19 protein-coding genes and 1 tRNA gene are annotated in these 18553 nt (G+C 50.7%); 12 read left to right on the top strand and 8 right to left on the bottom strand.

Annotated elements, in window-relative coordinates; translation table 11 throughout:
- Positions 1–154: 154 nt before the first annotated feature.
- Complete coding sequence (locus tag ACXAFI_RS10070; RefSeq protein WP_475108686.1) at positions 155–1084, top strand: UDP-glucose 4-epimerase family protein; 930 nt, start codon at positions 155–157, stop codon at positions 1082–1084.
- A 72-nt stretch (positions 1085–1156) separates the two neighbouring features.
- Here the strand turns inward: ACXAFI_RS10070 and ACXAFI_RS10065 are convergent, their stop codons facing one another.
- Positions 1157–1708 (bottom strand): hypothetical protein, encoded by a 552-nt coding sequence (locus ACXAFI_RS10065; protein ID WP_475108685.1) that lies wholly within the window; start codon positions 1706–1708, stop codon positions 1157–1159.
- A gap of 435 nt (positions 1709–2143) precedes the next feature.
- On the opposite strand from ACXAFI_RS10065, the gene ACXAFI_RS10060 reads away from it, so the two are divergent.
- Positions 2144–3289 carry a patatin-like phospholipase family protein gene (locus tag ACXAFI_RS10060; RefSeq protein ID WP_475108684.1) on the top strand — a complete coding sequence of 382 codons (1146 nt, stop codon included), beginning with the start codon at positions 2144–2146 and terminating at the stop codon, positions 3287–3289.
- 32 nt (positions 3290–3321) lie between these two features.
- Here the strand turns inward: ACXAFI_RS10060 and ACXAFI_RS10055 are convergent, their stop codons facing one another.
- Positions 3322–3960, bottom strand: a complete 639-nt coding sequence (locus tag ACXAFI_RS10055) for an HAD-IA family hydrolase (protein ID WP_475108683.1) — start codon at positions 3958–3960, stop codon at positions 3322–3324.
- A gap of 605 nt (positions 3961–4565) precedes the next feature.
- Between ACXAFI_RS10055 and ACXAFI_RS10050 the strand changes: the two genes are divergently transcribed.
- Positions 4566–5300 carry an SOS response-associated peptidase family protein gene (locus ACXAFI_RS10050; protein ID WP_475108682.1) on the top strand — a complete coding sequence of 245 codons (735 nt, stop codon included), beginning with the start codon at positions 4566–4568 and terminating at the stop codon, positions 5298–5300.
- Positions 5301–5364: 64 nt separating this feature from the next.
- On the opposite strand, the gene ACXAFI_RS10045 is transcribed toward ACXAFI_RS10050, so the two are convergent.
- The 5 genes from ACXAFI_RS10045 to ACXAFI_RS10025 all read right to left on the bottom strand — a co-directional run bounded on the left by ACXAFI_RS10045 (position 5365) and on the right by ACXAFI_RS10025 (position 10621).
- The gene (locus ACXAFI_RS10045; RefSeq protein ID WP_475108681.1) at positions 5365–5706 is read right to left on the bottom strand and encodes a hypothetical protein; all 342 of its coding nucleotides are present in this window, start codon (positions 5704–5706) and stop codon (positions 5365–5367) included.
- Positions 5707–5955: 249 nt separating this feature from the next.
- The gene (locus tag ACXAFI_RS10040; RefSeq protein WP_475108680.1) at positions 5956–6174 is read right to left on the bottom strand and encodes a hypothetical protein; all 219 of its coding nucleotides are present in this window, start codon (positions 6172–6174) and stop codon (positions 5956–5958) included.
- Between the two features lie 470 nt (positions 6175–6644).
- A tRNA-Ser gene (locus ACXAFI_RS10035) sits at positions 6645–6732 on the bottom strand.
- A 167-nt stretch (positions 6733–6899) separates the two neighbouring features.
- Positions 6900–9821 (bottom strand): Rne/Rng family ribonuclease, encoded by a 2922-nt coding sequence (locus ACXAFI_RS10030; protein ID WP_475108679.1) that lies wholly within the window; start codon positions 9819–9821, stop codon positions 6900–6902.
- A gap of 494 nt (positions 9822–10315) precedes the next feature.
- On the bottom strand, positions 10316–10621 hold the full coding sequence (locus tag ACXAFI_RS10025) for a hypothetical protein (protein WP_475108678.1): 306 nt from the start codon (positions 10619–10621) through the stop codon (positions 10316–10318).
- On the opposite strand from ACXAFI_RS10025, the gene rluC reads away from it, so the two are divergent.
- Both rluC and ACXAFI_RS10015 read left to right on the top strand, forming a co-directional pair.
- Positions 10620–11615 (top strand): 23S rRNA pseudouridine(955/2504/2580) synthase RluC, encoded by a 996-nt coding sequence (rluC, locus tag ACXAFI_RS10020; protein WP_475108677.1) that lies wholly within the window; start codon positions 10620–10622, stop codon positions 11613–11615. The genes ACXAFI_RS10025 and rluC overlap by 2 nt on opposite strands.
- 11 nt (positions 11616–11626) lie before the next feature.
- Positions 11627–12271 carry an HAD-IA family hydrolase gene (locus ACXAFI_RS10015; protein WP_475108676.1) on the top strand — a complete coding sequence of 215 codons (645 nt, stop codon included), beginning with the start codon at positions 11627–11629 and terminating at the stop codon, positions 12269–12271.
- Here ACXAFI_RS10015 and ACXAFI_RS10010 read toward each other — a convergent pair.
- Positions 12261–12872: a Maf family protein gene (locus ACXAFI_RS10010; RefSeq protein ID WP_152453349.1), complete on the bottom strand. Its 612-nt coding sequence runs from the start codon at positions 12870–12872 to the stop codon at positions 12261–12263. The two genes, ACXAFI_RS10015 and ACXAFI_RS10010, sit on opposite strands and share 11 nt — an antisense overlap.
- Before the next feature lie 107 nt (positions 12873–12979).
- Here ACXAFI_RS10010 and ACXAFI_RS10005 point away from each other — a divergent pair, with 107 nt between their 5' ends.
- The 7 genes from ACXAFI_RS10005 (at position 12980) to fabF (ending at position 18536) form a co-directional block, all read left to right on the top strand.
- On the top strand, positions 12980–13522 hold the full coding sequence (locus ACXAFI_RS10005) for a YceD family protein (RefSeq protein ID WP_444921956.1): 543 nt from the start codon (positions 12980–12982) through the stop codon (positions 13520–13522).
- A gap of 74 nt (positions 13523–13596) precedes the next feature.
- Positions 13597–13791 (top strand): 50S ribosomal protein L32, encoded by a 195-nt coding sequence (gene rpmF / locus ACXAFI_RS10000; protein WP_020415201.1) that lies wholly within the window; start codon positions 13597–13599, stop codon positions 13789–13791.
- Between the two features lie 3 nt (positions 13792–13794).
- Positions 13795–14841 carry a phosphate acyltransferase PlsX gene (gene plsX, locus ACXAFI_RS09995; RefSeq protein WP_152453354.1) on the top strand — a complete coding sequence of 349 codons (1047 nt, stop codon included), beginning with the start codon at positions 13795–13797 and terminating at the stop codon, positions 14839–14841.
- 52 nt (positions 14842–14893) lie between these two features.
- Complete coding sequence (gene fabD, locus ACXAFI_RS09990; RefSeq protein WP_475108675.1) at positions 14894–15838, top strand: ACP S-malonyltransferase; 945 nt, start codon at positions 14894–14896, stop codon at positions 15836–15838.
- A 47-nt stretch (positions 15839–15885) separates the two neighbouring features.
- Positions 15886–16641, top strand: a complete 756-nt coding sequence (fabG, locus tag ACXAFI_RS09985; protein WP_253868985.1) for a 3-oxoacyl-ACP reductase FabG — start codon at positions 15886–15888, stop codon at positions 16639–16641.
- 222 nt (positions 16642–16863) lie between these two features.
- The gene (gene acpP / locus ACXAFI_RS09980) at positions 16864–17100 is read left to right on the top strand and encodes an acyl carrier protein (RefSeq protein WP_152453358.1); all 237 of its coding nucleotides are present in this window, start codon (positions 16864–16866) and stop codon (positions 17098–17100) included.
- A gap of 194 nt (positions 17101–17294) precedes the next feature.
- The gene (fabF, locus tag ACXAFI_RS09975) at positions 17295–18536 is read left to right on the top strand and encodes a beta-ketoacyl-ACP synthase II (RefSeq protein ID WP_475108674.1); all 1242 of its coding nucleotides are present in this window, start codon (positions 17295–17297) and stop codon (positions 18534–18536) included.
- The last annotated feature ends 17 nt before the right edge of the window (positions 18537–18553 follow it).

Here is an 18553-nt window from a genome sequence, read left to right as displayed (position 1 = left end):
TGTGAACTCGGCCGTGCATGTTGGTTTTAACCTGGGATGGCTTATCAAGGGCTCCCGTTCTTGTTCTTGCTGGCAATCAACTTCTCTAGCAGTGACTCACTGCTTTGCTATCTGTAGACTGTTTCACCAGTAGGACTTGAAATGAGCGAAATTTGTGGAAGAACGTGTATTGTTGACTGGTGCCAGTGGCTTTGTAGGTAGAGCGCTCCTGCCGGCCCTACGAGATAAAGGCTTTAATGTACTGCCCGTGTATCGTCAAGCGATTGAGGGAGGGCTTCAGATACCGCAAATAGATGCGGAGACTGATTGGAGTTCTGCTCTGCACAATATTGACGTAGTCATTCATGCAGCTGCGCGAGTTCACGTAATGCATGAAAGTGCTGCTGATCCCCTGGCAGAATTTCGTAAGGTTAACTTGGAAGGCACCCTCCAGCTGGCTCGTCAGGCTGCCTTATCTGGAGTGAAAAGATTTATCTTCCTGAGCTCTATTAAGGTGAATGGGGAGTCTACCACCGGTAGGGCGCCATTTACTGCTGAGGAAGCCCCACATCCGGCCGATCCCTATGCCATTTCTAAAAAAGAAGCTGAGGATGCGCTGTTGGCTTTGGCTGAGGAAACAGGTTTGGAAGTAGTCATTATCCGCCCACCATTGGTGTATGGACCGGGGGTGAAGGCCAACTTTCAATCCATGATAAGATGGCTTCAGAAAGGTGTCCCGCTACCCTTGGGCTCGATAAAGAATCGTCGCAGCTTGGTCTCTGTCTATAACCTGATCGATTTGATTGCAATTTGTATTACTCATCCAAAGGCCAGAAACCAAATCTTCCTTGTGTCCGATGACTTAGATATGTCCATCACAGATTTACTGGTGCGGATCGCCAGCGCTCTGGGTTGTCATGCCCGACTAGTACCTGTGCCGGAATCTGTTTTGACAATCACTCTCACCCTATTGGGAAAAAGGGCCATAGCTGATCGTTTGTGTGGCTCCTTGCAAGTGGATATCGAGAAAACCAAGCTATTGCTGGGCTGGGAACCACCGGTAACTGTAGAAGAAGGGTTGGCTAAAACTGTTGGAGGTCTATAAAAATCTGGTAAGAGCTAATTTTTCTAGTCTTAAAACAGAGGCCGCGAATGCGCTACTGCGGCCTCCCGTTCCCTAGCCTTGTCTATTGACAACAGCAGAGTAAAAACCCATTAGATATGAGCTGGGAACATCAATAACTGAGCGATGCCCTGATTTTGCGTACAGTTTTACTCTCAGTTTATCTCGGCGCTTGAGGGCGTCGGTAATTTGATCCTCGCTCAATGCTACCTCTAACGTCTCTTCAAGCATGCAACTATTCGTTGAAGCGCAGTTGAGTGTTTTTCTATTCAGTTGGGAGAATTCAAGTTGGCTCCCACTACCTAAGATCGCCTTTTCATAGTTGCGCCAGTTTTCCCGGTAAGTGATATCAATCTGTAAAAGGTACTGAGGGGAGGTACCATCACTGGGGGCAAGGGCACGCAATTTATAGTAGTACAAATTGTAAGCGGAACCGTCTGTGGTCCCCTGCATTGGGGGGCCGCTATATTCAGTTGCACTATCATCGGCGGTATTCTGTATTGCCACTGCCTGGCGAACTTCGCTAGCGCTTTTTTGTGTAATGCTCGTCGTAGCGCTACACCCGGCTAATAAGATAGCCGCCAGACCGATCGCAAATCTGCTCATATACCCTTCCTGCTACGATAGAGGCTTTGATTTTATAGGCGCGAAGTATCTCATATTTGAAGCCTGTTGTAGGGATTGAAGCGCACTTTTTTACATAATTGACCATATCAATAGTCATATTTGATTTGAGTCGTCAATACATCCTATTATAAATTCACCTTTACTCATATCACATTTGCATATTGGTATTGCTGGCTTTAGGAATGCCATAAGCCAGAATCAAGCAATCTGCAAAGTTCATTGATAGAGCACCTATTATTACCGAAAAGCCTGAGTCATAGAGTTTCAGTGCGATTGCTAGCTCAAATTATCATAAACGGTAAAGAGCAGGTGGTTTGTGGTTGTGGATTGCCGGTCAAATTTACATGTCGATAAAAGTAAACAATAAGCATGATCAATGTTCTTATAATATATGGAAAGGTTTGAGGTGCTGTAATGAAGGTCAGGTATATTACGGCCATTGTTTTAATATCTTTGGGCCTGCTGGTGTATTTCTATAACCATCAGTTTATCCAAGGTATAAAATTTGAATCGCAGCCAATTGCGAGCGAGCTAATAAAGAGTAATGCGGACCTTAAAAAGAAAGAAACAATTAATATCTTGATTATCGAAGGTGGCGGTGTTCGCGGCCTTATTCCTCTCTATCTGATGCGTTATATTGAAGAGCAGCTTGGCAGGCCCATCGAGGAATTTTTCGATGTGTTTAGTGGGGTGTCGACGGGTGCAATTATTGCAACTAGTTTAAATATACCGGATGCGGAGTTTAACCGCTTAGACTCGGGGAAAACTCTCTCAAAAAATGAAAAACTAATCAGTATTTATGAAAACGAAAGTGAGTACATTTTCTCTGCACCTTGGTATCACAATATTTTAACGGTCAATGGTTATCTTTCCCCTAAATTTAAGGGAAGTCACCTGTGTAAAGTGTTAAAGAAAAATTACTCCACTCAGATGAACTTCACTAGTTTGAACAATTATGTAATCATTCCTTCTCTGGATATACATAATGGCCATTTGCACCTATTTAAGAACCGTGGAGATGAGGCAGGTAAGCTACCAACAAATACCCTGTATCAATTGGTTCTAGCAGCGTCCAGCGCAGAAGCTTATTTCACCCCGGTAGATTTTGTAACTGCGGATGGTGCTTTAAGCCATCGGTATTTTGCAGATGCGGCAATCACAGCTAACGATCCAGCTAGCATTATATTGCATGATGTTATCAATGAGTTTCCTGATAAAAACTATTATGTGTTGATCCTTGGGTCTGGTATTCATCCGGTGCAGACTATGGATTTTAATTATAGGAGTTTGAAAAGTTGGGGGAAATTGCGCTGGTTTCAAGATGCCATATTTAGTATGACAAGATCTATGGATTATCAACAAATATTTTCTCTAGAGATAGCAAAATCTTTAGCATCATCACGGGTGAGCTATGACTACCTGAACATTCAACTGATAGACCCATTCGTTGGCCCTTTTGATTATAAATCAATCGACAAGCTTAAGGTTCTTTCAGATAGACTTATTGAAGAAAACAAGACGGAGATCGATCGGGTGATTAATTATCTTAAAGGAGAATAGCAAAACAGCTAGGGCTAATTCTGTTGGTGTTGTTAATCTCTTGTATTTCCTACTAATTCAGGCAGCTCGTCCATTGTAGTGAAGCTCACAACACCTTCAATGTTGCACTGCTCTTCAAATCTATTAAAGAAGAAGGTTTTCATTCCTGCATCTATACCAGCTTTAACGCCCACGGGACCATCATCAATAACGATGCAGTTTTCTACCGAATAACCCATCCCTTTGGCTGCATGCAGATATATACCTGGATCTGGCTTCCAAATACCTACCTCGTAAGAGCTATATAAATTGTCTCCAAAGTATTTGGATAAACCACATAGGCCTAAAGTATGCTTTATTTTTTCTATTGGTCCGCTAGATACCACTGCTTTTGGGGCATCTAGTGCTTCTAGAGCCTCAATTACCCCTTCAACAGGTCTAAGTTCTTTGTTAAATAGGCCTGATACTATAGTTCGATACTCTTGTACAAAATCTCCTGGCAGATCGAGTCCATTTTCCTTTTCTAAAATAGATAGTAGGCTTGAGAGTTTCCATCCTCTGAAACGGATCACTAATTCATCAGCATCCAACGCTATCCCATAGCGCCTGAACATTAGCACGAGGCCTATGTTACAAAGATACTCGCTATCAACTAATGTTCCATCATTGTCAAAGAGTAAACAATTATCCATGGCTCAATATATAAGAAAAAGGGTATTGGGGAGGGGCATCTTAGCATTTTTAAAGTGATATCTAGAGTTAGTTAATCGTTCCATGTAAATGATTTTCTGCTAAGCGCTATATGGCATGGTTAATGGGTGCTTCCTGGAAGCTAAAATTTCAGGAGGGAGGCAGGTATAAGTGCAGTAAGCATTGTCTAGCTGGCCCAATCAAGCCAGTTCCAGAGTTAATAATTGCTATTTTCATAATGCGTTTTCCTTAAAGCAATGGAAGCCAAGCCATTGTATGAAGGTGTTGATCAACAAGGCGGGGATCGTTGTACAGTAAATGTTTTTTCTGTTGATTAATATTTGTCACAGCTCAATGTGGCATTGGGAAAAGCAGTCGTGAGACAGATGGTATGACTAGTATCCATTTATGATTTATCTTTGTCAGGTTCTTTGGCGCGGCATTATACGAGCTAATGCATATGGCAATATATTGGACGCAATGACTATTACAATCGGGGTTAGGTTATATTTCTTCTTCCTTCAGATAACAGATATCCCATGTGGTGGCCAGCTAGCCCAATTGAGCCCCTTGAGCATGGCTTCGCCACGATGAATGGAGAGCTCTTATGTGTTACTCCTTTACGGTCCCTAATGATAAATCCATGTCATTACTTCCCATTGAATACAAGAGAGATGCTCTTGCTTGGCAGCAGTTCCGCTTGGACCAGAAGTGGGAGGTTTCTGCTGGCAGGGCAGAGGCTCAGCAGGTTCTTGGTTTGAAGGGACAGCCCCGGGTGAGCCAATTTCGCTTGGCAGGGGTGGGTGAGAGAGTATATCCACGGTATTTTGCGCCGGGTATCACTGGTGATGGGGCGCAAAACTGGTTGCGTCCTTTGCGCTACTCCTTGCAGTCTGCAAATTCTACAGTGGATCTATCGACCCGCTATAGCCTCTATAACGCCCGGTTGGATAGATTGCTGGATGCAAAGACTTGGCGGCCTTTAATAGGGCGCCAGCATGGTATTTTGCCTTTTAGCAGCTTCTTTGAGTGGGTGGATCATAAAGGGCGGAAGACTCAGGTTCAATTTACTCCATTGGGTAGAGAAATCATGTGGGCACCCATCCTCTGGGATTACTGGGAATCTGTTGGTGGGGAGGTTGGCTACTACTCATGCACTTTAATTACTGATGAGCCGGCACCTGAGGTTGCAGCGGCTGGCCACGATAGAAGCCCAATCTTTTTGGGTGCTGAATATGTACAAGTTTGGTTAGATGTGGAATCTTATACTGCCCCTGAATGGCAGAAATTTTTGAAAGGGCATCGTGAGCAGGTAGCGTATGGGGCCTTCGCGATTGCGTGAAAATTTAAGTGGCTGCTTGTGGCTTCCCACTCCTCCAAATAGCCTTGTTAAGCATCTGGATTAGTTATCTTAGGCGTAGCTCAGACGGTGTAGGTAACACCGCTGGTGCGTCGACGGATAGCCCGTAAACTTCAAGGCCACTAAGCACCCCTTGACTAGAGAAGATAAATACTCCAGCTAACGCGGCTTCACCCCCGAATAGATAATCACTCAAGATATGCACCTCTGGTCCGGCGATGGGCATGCCTTTTACTTTAAAATTGAAACTCGCACAGCCACATTCACACTTCCAGTCAGTAGCTTCAGCCTGCTCCAGTTGGGCAATATAGCCAGAAGCATCTTCATTGCCATTCTCAAGCAGCCACTTTGCAAGCGAATATTCTTCTTTCGTAAGTTCTCTAGTCATTTGGTTATGTTTCTTGGCTTCAGAATACTGGTGGACTATAGAGGTGGTGAATGGCCGGGGCACCTTCAAGGCTAGAATTGACGTGTTTCGGTTTAGCCTGTGTATCTACCAGGCTGCTACCTTGAACCTTTTGTTCTCTTTGATTCAGCTAGTGTTTTGGAGATTGCTTTCTTCGCCTTTGTGTACAAACTCTTGGGGTCTGCTTCATTAGGTAGAACAGTGAACTGTTTTTCTTTGTCGCTTAGCGGCTTATCGCTCATCATTATGATCCTCATCAAGGTCGATGATCATGATTCCATCTTTGTCACTTTTGCCAGACGCCAAGCCTTCAGGTTCTTTGATCTTGTCTTTCTCTGCTCTCATTTGTTGAGCCAGTCTCTTTAGCCTAGCTCTTGCTTGCTCTTCTTTGGAAAGCCCTTTGAGCTTCTCACCATGAGCGATATTGAAGTCTTTGATTTTGTCATTCATCAAATGATTCTCGGGATGCAGCTGCCGCTTCTGGGGTTGCACTGTACTCCTTTCTGCTCATAGCAATCTCGGGCATCACTATTTATGGAGTGCATAATTTTTAGATAGGTAGCACCAAGAAGGGCGACATAGGCGTATAAGGCTGTGTAGGTTGACTCTAGGTGAGCTCCACCTGGACTCGGTAAAAATCCACCCTCAGCCCTGCTTCATGATGTGTCAGGCGGCATATAACAAACACTGCCTTTAATGGCTTTCTGTTTCTTCTTGTTGTGTACATATACAGCTAACTTTTTTCACCAACAAATCGGTTGGGAAGTGGGGTGCTGTATGCATGTGTGCTTCCACCATCTTGGCAGTAAGAGATTTTTTTGCGCTGAGACTTCGTTGAGGCCCAAACGAAAAAGGGCGGTACCAAAAATTTTGGTACCGCCCTTCGGTGCTTGCAAGTCTATAATTTACAAGGCTTTATATGGCGGTGGGGCAGGGATTCGAACCCTGGGACCTGTTACAGTCAACGGTTTTCAAGACCGCCGCTTTCGACCACTCAGCCACCCCACCAAATTGTGCTGCGCATTATACATAGCTTCGTGCTACATACAACTGTCTTTGTGAAATTTTTTAATAAGTTCAATAAGTTAGGTGATTTATTGATCAATCTAGGTGAATTCTTTAGGCATTAAAAAGCCCCCGGCAGCTAAGCTGCCGGGGGCTTTGATTGGCGCTGTTTAGCCAGCTTCTGCTGAGTTGTGGTCAGTATCAGCTTGTGCTTGCGATACCCGGCGGGCCATGCGCGGGTCGTTGGCTGGGCGTGCCAGGGCGCGTGGGCTGTGCTCAATGGCCGCTGGTTGAGCGGTATCCAGCGGTTGCTGGGAGCCCATCTCGCGGTGCTCGGTAACGATAGCCAGCTCAAGTAATGGTTTGGGGTTGATGCGCGGGTCATTGCCTGCGCGCCCCTGGGTTGCCGGAGCATTGATTTCCTCGGAAGCTATAGCTTCTTCGGCCATGATCTCTTCTCTGGCAATAGCATCACTTTGCTTTTCAGCTGCTTTTGCGGCCTCGCTGGCTTCCTGCAGGGCAGTCTCCTCAGTGTCCTGCTGCTCCACAATGGCTTCCGCGGTTTTAGAGCTTGCCGTTGTTTTGGTGCTAGCAGCTTCCTGAGTGGCCTTTGCGGTTGCCTGGGGGGCTTCCCTGGTTGCAGCAGGTGTTACCGCTTGCTGGGTCTCTGCTGGGGCAGTGGCCGGCTCCGCTTTTACCCTGGTCGCTTCAGTTGCTTCTGACGCTACGGGCGCTTGCGCAGGCGCTTTCTCTGCGGGCTTGGGTTTGGAAGCCTGAGCGGGCTCGGGTGCCTTCTGTTCACTGTGCTCGGTTTTGGTTCTTGGCGCCTCGCTTGCAGATGTGTTGCTGGAGCTAGAAGTGTCGCTGGAGCTTTTGGCCGTGGTATCCCGGGATTTTCTGGCTTCGCTTTCAGCTTCGTCAATGGCTTCATTGACTTCGCGATTCAGCTCTTCCTGACTTTGGGCTACGGCTGTGGCGGCAGTATTTTCTGCACGACGGCCACGGCGACGAGCTTGCGGGCGGCCGCGAACATTGCTGGGGCGGCGCGACGGGCGCTGCTGATCAGTGCTCTCTTCTACTTGAGTAGCATTTTCATTGGTGCTGTTGTCGGAGATGTTACCGCGGTTTTCGTCCTTGCGGCGATTGTCCCCGCTGCGACGACGACGGCGACGACGCTGCCCCTCGCCTCGATCTGCTCCACTGTCGCGCTCATCATACGGCTTTGCGGTCTGTTTGGGCTCGCGCTGGTCTTCGCTCTTGGCGTCTTCGCGGCGATCGTCTCTGCGGCGGGTCTGGCGCTCACCGCGGTTTCCTCGGTTGCCACCGCGCTGGTTGCGATTACGGTTGCGATTGCGTTGGTAATCTTTGCCGCGGTTTTGCGACTTTTGATGCTTTTTGGGCTCTTCTTCCTTGCTGGTGAAAAGCTCCGCAATAGCACTAATCAGACGGCTAAACAGGCCTGGCTCCGGTTTCTTTTCGGGAGTGGGGGCCGGTGCAGTGTGTGCGAGCGGTTGAACAGTCGGTTGGGCCAGTGGGCGCTTGGGCTGCTCTTCTTTCTTGGTGACGGTTTCCTCAACGCTTCCAGAAATTTTATAGGAGGTTTCGAGGGTAGAGGTATCGTCATCGCGCAGGCGCTGTACTTCAAAGTGGGGGGTTTCAATCTCCGCGTTGGGTACAACCACTACACGGGTATTGTTGCGCGCTTCAATCTGGGAAATAGCCTTGCGCTTCTCGTTGAGAAGGTAGGTGGCGACATTCACCGGGGTAATTGCGCGAATCTCTGCGCTGCGCTCTTTCTTGGCTTCTTCTTCCACCAGGCGCAGGATTGAGAGGGCCAGGGATTTGGTGCCGCGAATGGTACCTTGGCCGCTACAGCGTGGGCAGACGCGGAAAGTGGTTTCGCCGAGAGATGGACGCAGGCGCTGGCGGGACATTTCCAGCAGGCCGAAACGGGAGATACGGCCAACCTGTACACGTGCACGGTCCATGCTGAGGGCTTTTTCCATGCGCTTCTCAACTTCGCGCTGGTTGGATTTGCTCTGCATGTCGATAAAGTCGATCACTACCAGGCCGCCCATATCGCGCAGGCGCAGCTGGCGAGCGATCTCGTCGGCGGCTTCCAGGTTGATACTGCGCGCGGTCTCCTCAATGTCGCCGCCTTTGGTGGCGCGGGAGGAGTTGATGTCGATAGAGACTAGCGCTTCGGTAACATCGATAACGATGGAGCCACCGGAGGGAAGTTTAACTTCGCGTTCAAACGCGGTCTCGATCTGGCTTTCAATTTGGTAGCGGTTGAAGAGCGGAATGCTGTCTTCGTAGAACTTTACCTTGTGGGCGTAGTGGGGCATGACCTGCTCGGCAAAGCCCTTTACTAGCTTGAAGGCATCCGCATCATCAACAATGACTTCGCCAATATCATCGCGCATGTAATCGCGAATTGCTCGAATGATTACATTGCTTTCCTGGAAGAGGAATTCGGGTGCGCTATTCTTGTCTGCTGATTCTTTAATTAGGCTCCACAGTTGCAGGAGATAGTTGAGATCCCATTGCAGCTCTTCGCCGCTGCGACCAACACCGGCGGTGCGCACGATAATGCCCATGCCAGAGGGGACTTCTACGCTTGCCAGGGCATCGCGTAGCTCGGATCGCTCGTCACCTTCAATACGGCGAGAGATGCCTCCGGCGCGGGGGTTGTTTGGCATCAGTACCAAGTAGCGCCCGGCGAGGCTGATAAAGGTAGTCAGGGCCGCGCCTTTGTTGCCGCGCTCTTCCTTATCGACCTGAACGACAACCTCCATTCCCTCTTTAACGACATCTTTAATCTTGATGCGGCCTTCGATGTCCTTGGGCTGCTTGAGGAAGTATTCGCGGGAGATTTCTTTCAGGGGAAGGAAGCCGTGGCGCTCTTCGCCATAGTCGACAAATGCGGCTTCGAGCGAGGGTTCTACGCGGGTAATTTTACCTTTGTAGATGTTGGCTTTTTTCTGCTGGCGGGTGCGATTTTCAATATCCAAGTCATAGAGCCACTGGCCATCTACCAGGGCTACACGCAACTCCTCAGGCTGGGTTGCGTTGATCAGCATTCTCTTCATGCGTGTCGATTTCCTTGCGTTGCGCAAAGGTTTGACACCGCTAGTTGCAGGCTTGCTTGTTGGCCGCCAAGAGGAGAGGACCTAGTGGCGGGGCAGAGAAACGAGAGAGGCTGTCTGTTCCGCAAATTCAGTCTACGCGGCTTTTCGAGACGAGCGTTCGCCCAATATTTTCACTGCAAAAACTCCGGATACACGCTGCTGTGGTGCTATCCGTTGGTACTTATTAGTACCTTTCTTCCTTTAGTACCTTATGTTTAGTACTGCCCTGTACCGGGGCCGTGGGTTTCCATGGCCGGATTGGGCGCCACCCTTCGGTCTATTTCAAGCTGGGCGGCAAGGTTTGCGTCATTATTACTGGCTCTGCAGCTCGGCTTTTGGCCGGTACCTTTCTTCTATATTTTGTTGACCAGGTCATTGGAAGCAGTTTTAGCCTGGTTGCCAGTTCGGTCGCTGGCATTATCTGCAGAGCGGGACGCAAATTTTGAGTCGTCCTTTCAAGCGCTGCGGGTCGCGGCCCGTCTTACCTTCGCGATTGTTACCCACTTAACTGTGGGCTGTTGTGCCGGTGAGGCCCCCTTGAGATTCTCGTTTTGGGAAGCGCTCATCAGCTCAGTTTTTATCAATAACGCGGGTATGCCCGCGCACTGGCCGAACAGCGGTATTTTCTCTGAAGCCATGGCTATTTCTTCATGTGGGAAGCCGCCAATGGCCGAAAACCAGCCGAATTCAGACCGGCCGAATATAGCACGGGCAGGGAGGTGCTTCAATTGTCCCCTAAGCGGCGCTATGATGCGCGTCATGCGAAGTACACCTCCCCTTAAAACGGCTGCGGCCGACACCCCCTCTGATACCTGGAACCCCTCTGGTGGCGTGCAGCTTTTAACTGTGCCCGAAGAGCTGGCTGGTCAGAGGATTGATAATTTTCTGCAGGCACGCCTAAAAGGTGTGCCCCGTTCACGCGTCTACCGAATTCTGCGTAAGGGCGAGGTAAGAGTAAATAAAGGACGGGTCAAGGCGGAATACAAGCTGGCAGCGGGCGATGTGGTGCGTGTGCCGCCAATTCGTGCCGCGGAGCAGGCTCCTGCCCCCCTTGCGGGAGAGCAGCTGCGCCAGTTGGTGCGAGATTCCATTCTTTATGATGACAATGGCCTACTTGTGATCAATAAGCCTGCGGGACTTGCCGTTCACGGTGGCAGTGGAGTCCGTCTTGGCTTGATTGAAGTGCTCAGGCAGATGTATCCGCAGAGCCCATTTATTGAACTGGTGCATCGCCTCGATCGGGATACGAGCGGTGCAATTATGGTGGCCCGCAAGCGCAACGTTTTGCAGCATGTGCAGTCGGAGCTGAGAGGTGGTCGAATAGGGAAGTCTTATTTGGCGCTGGCAGTGGGTAAGTGGCCCCGGGGCAGAAAGGTTGTTGAGGCTCCTCTGCGCAAGAACACCCTCAAGAGTGGCGAGCGGATGGTTTCGGTGCACCAGGATGGCAAAGCATCCGAGACGCGCTTCCAGGTGCTGGAGCGTTTCAAGGCGGCAACACTGCTGGCCGCAGAGCCGGTAACCGGTCGCACCCACCAGATTCGCGTGCATGCTCAGTTTGTCGGCTGCCCCTTGGCGGGCGATAGCAAATACACCAGTGACGAGGATAACCGCGCTTTTCGCGAGCGTGGGCTAAAGCGTCTTTTCCTGCATTCTGCTTCTGTGCGCTGTACCCTGCCAGACGGTACCGCTGTGAGTGTCGAAGCGCCCCTGCCCACTGAAATGCAGGCGTTATTGAATAAGTTGCGGGAAGAGTAGGGCGGTAAGCAATGCTGGTGATCCTCGATTGGGATGGCACTGTTTGTAATTCTGAGGCGCGGATTGTGGCCTGTATGCTGCGTGCAGCTGAGCGGGTTGGCTTGCCTGCGCTTACCCCTGATGCGGTGAGCAATATTATTGGGTTGGGTTTGCCGGAGGCGGCGGCCACCCTTTTTCCAGAGGCTCCCGATGGGGATCGACAAGCGCTGAGGCAATTCTATTCGGAGGAGTGGATGGCTGCGCGGGTGGAGCCTGTGCCCTTATTTGAAGGAGTGTTGGATACCCTAGATAAATTGCTCTCTCGGGGGCACAAGCTGGCGGTTGCTACAGGGAAAAGTCGTCGCGGTCTCAACCGGGAGTTTGAGGAGCATGGTCTGGGGCATTTGTTTGTGGCGAGCCGCTGCGCGGATGAAACTGCTTCCAAGCCCGATCCGCGCATGCTCAGTGAGCTACTGGTCGAAACCAGATGCGAGGTTCGTGAGGCGGTGATGGTCGGCGATACTACTTATGATTTAGCGATGGCGGCGGCAATGGGTATGCCTTCAATCGGCGTTAGTTACGGGGCTCATTGCCCGACTCGCCTGCAGGAGTATCGTCCCCAGGCGATTATCGACGAATTTGCCGGCTTACTGGGTTGGGCCCCTCTCACTCCTTAGGCGTTGATTCGGGAGCTGGTTGTAGGGGGTCTATGCCAAATTCACCGAGTAGGTCTACCAAGCGGATAAGGGGGAGGCCCACAAGGGTGTTGATGTCTGTGCCGTCGAGTTTTTCAAATAAGGCGATGCCGAGGCCCTCGACTTTAAAAGATCCGGCACAATCGTAGGGCTCTTCTAGCTCCACATATCTTTCAATCTGCGCCAGGCTGAGCGGGCGGAAATACACCGTGAAAGTTTCCACAGTGCTTGCTTGGCGGCCGCTTTCGCTGTCTAAGAGTGACAGGCCGGTGTGAAATATGACTTTGTTGCCAGAGCAGGCTTGTAGCTGGGCAATAGCTTTGGTGCGGTTGCCGGGCTTGCCTAGAATCCCGCCTTCATATTCTGCCACCTGGTCTGAGCCGATGATTAGGGCTTTGGGGTGATCTTTTACCAAGGCCTGGGCTTTTTCCTGTGCGAGTCGCAAGGCTAGCGCGCCTGCACCTTCCCCTGGTCTGGCTTCTTCATTTATATGAGGTGCCGCGTGGCGAAAGGGCAGGTTGAGCTGTTGTAGTAACGCTCTTCGATAGGGGGAGCTGGAGGCTAGTATCAGTGGAGAGGCCATTATTTGGGCAGTTCCATGGTTGTTTGGTCAATGTTTGTGACCGAGCGATACTGCAGTGACTGAATTGTTTTGACAAGGGTAGGGTGAGTCCATAGAATTGCGCGCTTATGTCGATAGCCCCCTCTAAATCAGTATTGCCAAAGAGCGTTGACGCTCGAAAATTGGTGCAGCGCGAACAGTATCTGGAAGGTATTTTGCCTCTGGAATCACTGGGGCGCCTCCGTGAGGCTGTAGAGTCTGTGGAAGGGGAGGTTGTGGCTGATATTCAGTTTGGTCGCGACCTGCAAAATCACCTCACTGTTAGTGGCAAGGTGTCGTGCACGGTGGATTTACTATGCCAACGTTGCCTACACCCCGTGCGCGAGCAGCTCGAAGCGCAATTTTGCTGGGGTATCGTTTGGTCTGAAGAGCAGGGCAAGGCCCTCCCCAAAGACCTGGATCCGGTTATTCAGGATGGCGATGAGCTAAACCTACACCAGATCCTGGAAGATGAAATTTTGCTTAATCTGCCGATGGTGGCTTATCACGATGCGGAATGTGTCTCTAAGGACAGTTTCCATGTCGGTGAGAAGGAGTCTGAAGCGGGTGAGCAACGGGAAAACCCCTTTAAAGTGCTGGAGCAGTTGAAGGGTTCTTCGGGGAAATCCTAGATTTTTCCGGGGAGTTTGGGCTCGCCGGTAGGCGCCCCGGTTCCAGCGAAATTTGTTTATTTTAGGAGCTAGCAATGGCTGTTCAACAAAACAAGAAGACTCGTTCCCGTCGCGGTATGCGTCGTTCACACGACGCTCTGGGCGCCGGTGCAACTCTCTCCGTAGACCCCACTACCGGTGAAAAACACCGTCGTCACCACGTGACCAAAGACGGTTTTTACCGTGGTCGCAAGGTGATCGAAATCGGCGGCGGCTCCGAAGAAGAGTAAGCTTTGTCCAGCCAATTGCGATTGGCCGTGGATGCAATGGGCGGGGACTTAGGTCCCCGCTCTGTCGTTCCGGCCTGTATTAGATTTCTTCATAACTTCCCCGAAGCGCAGCTGAAACTCTTTGGCCCGCGCGCGCAATTAGAGGCTCTGTTCCTCGAGCAGCGCTACTCCCAAATCCCCGATCGTCTTGAAATTGTCCCCTGTGAGCAGGTTGTTACCCAGGAGTGCAACCCTTTACAGGCCGTTCGTCATAAGCGCGACTCTACTATGGCTAAGGCTTTGAAGGCGGTGGCAGAGGGGAGTGCTCAGGCGATGGTAACTTCAGGAAATACCGGCGCTCTATTGGCTCTGAGTCGCAGCGTTCTAGGTAATATTGAGGGCGTTCGCAAACCAGCGCTGGGCAAGTCCGTACCCTCAGGGCACGGTTCCTGCTACCTTTTGGATCTCGGCGCCAATGTGGGGTGTAGTGCTGAAGACTTGCTGCAATTTGCGCGTATGGGGATAGAGGCTCAGCATCTGCATACCGGTATCCCTCGCGAGGATATCGAAGTGGCCCTGCTGAATATCGGTGCAGAAGCGCACAAGGGAACTGCTGAGATACGCAGGGCTGCCGAGCTTTTCGAGGCAGACCCTGGAGTCAACTATGTCGGCTTTGTGGAAGGGCATGACATCTTTACCGGTGCTGTCGATGTGGTTGTGTGTGATGGCCTGATGGGAAATGTGGCTATGAAATCCGCTGAGGGCGTAATAAGACTTATGGGTCAAAAAGCGTTCACCATCGAGAAAAAGGGGTGTTTCAAGCGTTTTTTTGGCCAATTAGCCATAAAGCTGTTGCGAAAATGGCGCACACAGGTAGAGCCTGCCCGCTATAATGGCGCCAGCTTTGTAGGGGTGAAGGGCAACGTGATTAAAAGCCACGGAGGTGCCAGCAGCGAAGCTTTTTACCGGGCTATGGTGACGGCAAAAGAATGTGCCGATGCCAATCTAGCCGCCAGAGTTGGCGCTGCCCTGGTACAAGCTGGTGAGCGAAACTCAAAGGAAATGGGGTAGATGGTTCGCCCCGCTCCTACTGAAATTTGCCAAATAGGTTTAAGGATATCTTATGACCAATGCCGCGCTTGCATTCGTCTTTCCTGGGCAGGGATCTCAAAAGATCGGTATGCTCTCCGAGATTGCTCAGGAAGCCCCAGAAATCCAGTCCACCTTTGCTGAGGCTTCGGAGGTTCTTGGATACGACCTTTGGGATCTCTGTCAAAATGGTGAGCAGGAAGCGATCAATCTAACCCAGCGCACTCAACCCCTTCTTCTGACCTCCAGTGTTGCTCTCTATCGTCTCTGGCGTGCCCGTGGTGGTGCTGTGCCTGCGCGCATGGCGGGGCACAGCCTGGGAGAGTGGTCTGCATTAGTATGCTCTGGTGTTTTGGCTTTTAAGGATGCTGTCCACTTAGTTCGTGAGCGCGGCCGCCTGATGCAGGAAGCTGTACCCGTAGGCACTGGAGCTATGGCCGCAGTGATTGGCCTCGACGATGCGGTAGTGGAAGAGGTCTGTGCTAAAGCCGCTCAAGGGGAGGTAGTTGCCGCGGTGAACTACAACTCACCGGGGCAGATTGTTATTGCTGGCAGTAGTGCTGCGGTTGAAAGGGCCATAGATGCCTGTAAATCAGCCGGCGCCAAGCGTGCAATGCCTTTGCCGGTGAGTGCACCCTTTCATACTGAGCTAATGCGTCCAGCAGCTGAAAAGCTCGCTCCTCAAATTGAGGCAGCGGAGTTTAGCGCACCGCAAATCCCTGTTGTGCACAATGTGCATGCCGAAGCCGAATCTGATCCGGCGAAGATCAAAGCTTTAATGATTGAGCAAATCTATAGCCCTGTGCGCTGGACGGCCTGTGCCCAAAAGCTTGTGAGCGATGGCGCTACACAATGGGTTGAATGTGGTCCGGGCAAGGTGCTGGCTGGTTTGGTCAAGCGCATCAATCGCAGTGCTACTTGTCACGGTATAGATACTCCTGCCAGCTTTAATGAGGCGCTGAGAGCTACAGCTGCCTGATATTGCTCAGGCACGATTGGCAATGGTCGAATAAGGATAATGCAAGTATGAGCCTAAAGATTTCCCTTGAAGGTAAGGTGGCCCTGGTCACTGGCGCCAGTCGCGGTATTGGTGCGGCAATTGCGGATATGCTGGGTAGCCAGGGCGCAACGGTGATAGGTACTGCTACCAGTGATAGCGGTGCAGAGAAAATCAGTGCGCGTTTTGCCGAGAAAGGCTTTAGTGGGGCTGGTATGGTGCTTGATGTGACGAGTGCCGAAAGCATTGCCGGGCTGCATGAGGCTGTGAAAAATGATTTTGCGGCGCCTGCCATCCTGGTCAATAACGCGGGCATCACTAAAGACAACTTGCTTATGCGCATGAAGGATGATGAGTGGGACTCTGTGATTGAGACAAACTTGTCCGCAGTTTACCGCATGACGAAAGCGTGTCTTCGGGATATGACCCGAGCTCGCTGGGGGCGCATCATTAATATCAGTTCTGTCGTGGGTAGCATGGGCAATGCCGGTCAGAGCAATTACGCAGCCACCAAGGCTGGAGTAGCCGGTTTTGCGCGCTCTCTGGCTGCAGAGATCGGCTCCCGCGGTATCACTGTCAATACCGTTGCCCCGGGTTTTATAGATACCGATATGACCAAAGTGCTGCCCGAAGCCCAGCGCGAGGCACTGCTTGAAAAGATTCCCCTGGGGCGTCTGGGGCAGCCCGAAGAGATCGCTTCTGTTGTGGCATTTCTGGCAAGTGATGCCGGAGCCTATGTCACAGGGGAGACGATACATGTCAATGGCGGCATGTATATGACCTGAGATACGCTAAAAATATCAAAATAACTTGTTGATTTTTATAAGATTTTTGTATTTGCTAATGGTGCCGCAGAGCCGTGCATTACAACCCTAAAAACTTGGGGTACAATGGCCTCTGAATTATCCAAAAGCTGTGTGAGCCGGTCGTTATCGCCGTTAATTGGATTGGCGAAATAACAATAGCGACTAAAACAGATTTTTACCCACTAGGAGTTAAATTGAATCATGAGCAGCATTGAAGAGCGCGTTAAAAAGATCGTTGCTGAACAACTGGGCGTGAAGGAAGAAGACGTTAAGCCTGAAGCCTCTTTTGTTGAAGATCTGGGCGCGGACTCACTCGACACAGTTGAGTTGGTAATGGCTTTGGAAGAGGAATTCGAAACCGAAATCCCCGATGAAGAAGCTGAGAAAATCACAACTGTTCAGCTGGCAATTGATTACATCAAGGACAACCTTGGTTAATTCCTGCTGGGTGGTTTAGGCGCGAACAGTTTTATTACTGTGCGTAGCCAAGCGTTTCTGAGAGCCGTTCTATGTTACATAGCGCGGCTCTCTTTTTATTTGCACTATGGAATTGTGACTACTGTTCGAGTGTTGTTTCATTCACAAACTATTGAAGGAAGAACAGTGACAGTAAGAGTTTCGGGGGGACCGCAGTGTCGCACAGAAGAGTTGTTGTAACCGGAATGGGCGCAGTAAGCCCGCTAGGTAACACCGTAGGGGAGACTTGGTCTGGCATTCTGAAAGGTGTCAGTGGGGCAGCTCCAATAGAAACGTTCGATGTTTCGGCGTTCTCGACCCGCTTCGCCGCTACGGTAAAAGATTTCGATCCCACGCCCTATATGCCTGCAAAAGATGCACGCAAGATGGACACCTTCCTGCAGTATGGCTTGGTCGCGGGTATTCAGGCGATGGAAGATAGTGGCCTGGAAGTTAGCGAAGGCAATGCACCGCGTATGGGGACCTGTATCGGTTCCGGTATGGGGGGCATCATGGCTATTGAAGACAATGCCCTGTTAATCGCGGAGAAGGGCCCCCGACGGGTATCACCGTTTTTTGTGCCGGGTGCCATCATCAACATGGTAGCTGGTAACCTATCGATTAAATATGGCCTTCGAGGGCCAAACCTTGCCGTCACAACGGCCTGCACTACTGGGACCCATGCCTTGGGGTTGGGAATGCGGACCATCCAATATGGCGATGCAGATGTTATGGTGTGCGGCGGGGCCGAAATGGTCACCACACCTGTTGGGCTCGGTGGCTTCTGTGCGGCCAGGGCGCTTTCCACACGCAATGATGATCCCAAGACGGCCAGTCGCCCATGGGATAAAGACCGGGATGGTTTCGTATTGGGAGAGGGCGCTGCGGTGCTCGTCCTGGAAGAGTATGAGCATGCAAAAGCCCGCGGCGCGACTATTTACGCCGAGCTTGCGGGCTTTGGTATGAGTGGCGACGCCCACCACATGACCTCGCCCCCTGAAGATGGTGCCGGAGCCGCACTTTCAATGCAGAACGCACTGAAAGACGCGGGTATGAGGGCTACCGAAATCCAATATATTAACGCCCATGGCACTTCTACCCCGTTAGGGGATACTGCTGAAATCCAGGCGGTACGCAATGTTTTTGCCGGCTCTGCAGAAAAGCTGGCTGTAAGCTCCACCAAGTCTATGACGGGGCACCTTTTAGGCGCAGCTGGTGCTATTGAGGCGGTTTTCTCCGTTCTTGCGTTGCGTGACCAGATGGCGCCACCAACAATCAATTTAAATAATGCCGATGAGGCTTGCGAAGGTATTAACCTGGTTCCTCAAGAGGCTCAGCCGATGGCTATCGATTCGGTACTTTCTAACTCCTTTGGGTTCGGCGGTACCAATGGTTCACTGATTTTCAAGCGAATCTGACCTATCTGCCCGCCTTT

The organism is Microbulbifer sp. ABH2_005 (genome assembly GCF_056160005.1).
The sequence above is the reverse complement of the archived record's forward strand: the minus strand, read 5'-3'. Positions and strand labels throughout refer to the sequence as shown.

Coding starts and splice junctions, on each gene's coding strand:
- ACXAFI_RS10065 (WP_475108685.1), bottom strand. CDS start 1,708: ATGAGCAGATTTGCGATCGGTCTGGCGGCTATCTTATTAGCCGGGTGT.
- ACXAFI_RS10060 (WP_475108684.1), top strand. CDS start 2,144: ATGAAGGTCAGGTATATTACGGCCATTGTTTTAATATCTTTGGGCCTG.
- ACXAFI_RS10055 (WP_475108683.1), bottom strand. CDS start 3,960: ATGGATAATTGTTTACTCTTTGACAATGATGGAACATTAGTTGATAGC.
- ACXAFI_RS10050 (WP_475108682.1), top strand. CDS start 4,566: ATGTGTTACTCCTTTACGGTCCCTAATGATAAATCCATGTCATTACTT.
- ACXAFI_RS10045 (WP_475108681.1), bottom strand. CDS start 5,706: ATGACTAGAGAACTTACGAAAGAAGAATATTCGCTTGCAAAGTGGCTG.
- ACXAFI_RS10040 (WP_475108680.1), bottom strand. CDS start 6,174: ATGAATGACAAAATCAAAGACTTCAATATCGCTCATGGTGAGAAGCTC.
- ACXAFI_RS10030 (WP_475108679.1), bottom strand. CDS start 9,821: ATGAAGAGAATGCTGATCAACGCAACCCAGCCTGAGGAGTTGCGTGTA.
- rluC (WP_475108677.1), top strand. CDS start 10,620: ATGCGAAGTACACCTCCCCTTAAAACGGCTGCGGCCGACACCCCCTCT.
- ACXAFI_RS10025 (WP_475108678.1), bottom strand. CDS start 10,621: ATGACGCGCATCATAGCGCCGCTTAGGGGACAATTGAAGCACCTCCCT.
- ACXAFI_RS10015 (WP_475108676.1), top strand. CDS start 11,627: ATGCTGGTGATCCTCGATTGGGATGGCACTGTTTGTAATTCTGAGGCG.
- ACXAFI_RS10010 (WP_152453349.1), bottom strand. CDS start 12,872: ATGGCCTCTCCACTGATACTAGCCTCCAGCTCCCCCTATCGAAGAGCG.
- ACXAFI_RS10005 (WP_444921956.1), top strand. CDS start 12,980: ATGTCGATAGCCCCCTCTAAATCAGTATTGCCAAAGAGCGTTGACGCT.
- rpmF (WP_020415201.1), top strand. CDS start 13,597: ATGGCTGTTCAACAAAACAAGAAGACTCGTTCCCGTCGCGGTATGCGT.
- fabD (WP_475108675.1), top strand. CDS start 14,894: ATGACCAATGCCGCGCTTGCATTCGTCTTTCCTGGGCAGGGATCTCAA.
- fabG (WP_253868985.1), top strand. CDS start 15,886: ATGAGCCTAAAGATTTCCCTTGAAGGTAAGGTGGCCCTGGTCACTGGC.
- acpP (WP_152453358.1), top strand. CDS start 16,864: ATGAGCAGCATTGAAGAGCGCGTTAAAAAGATCGTTGCTGAACAACTG.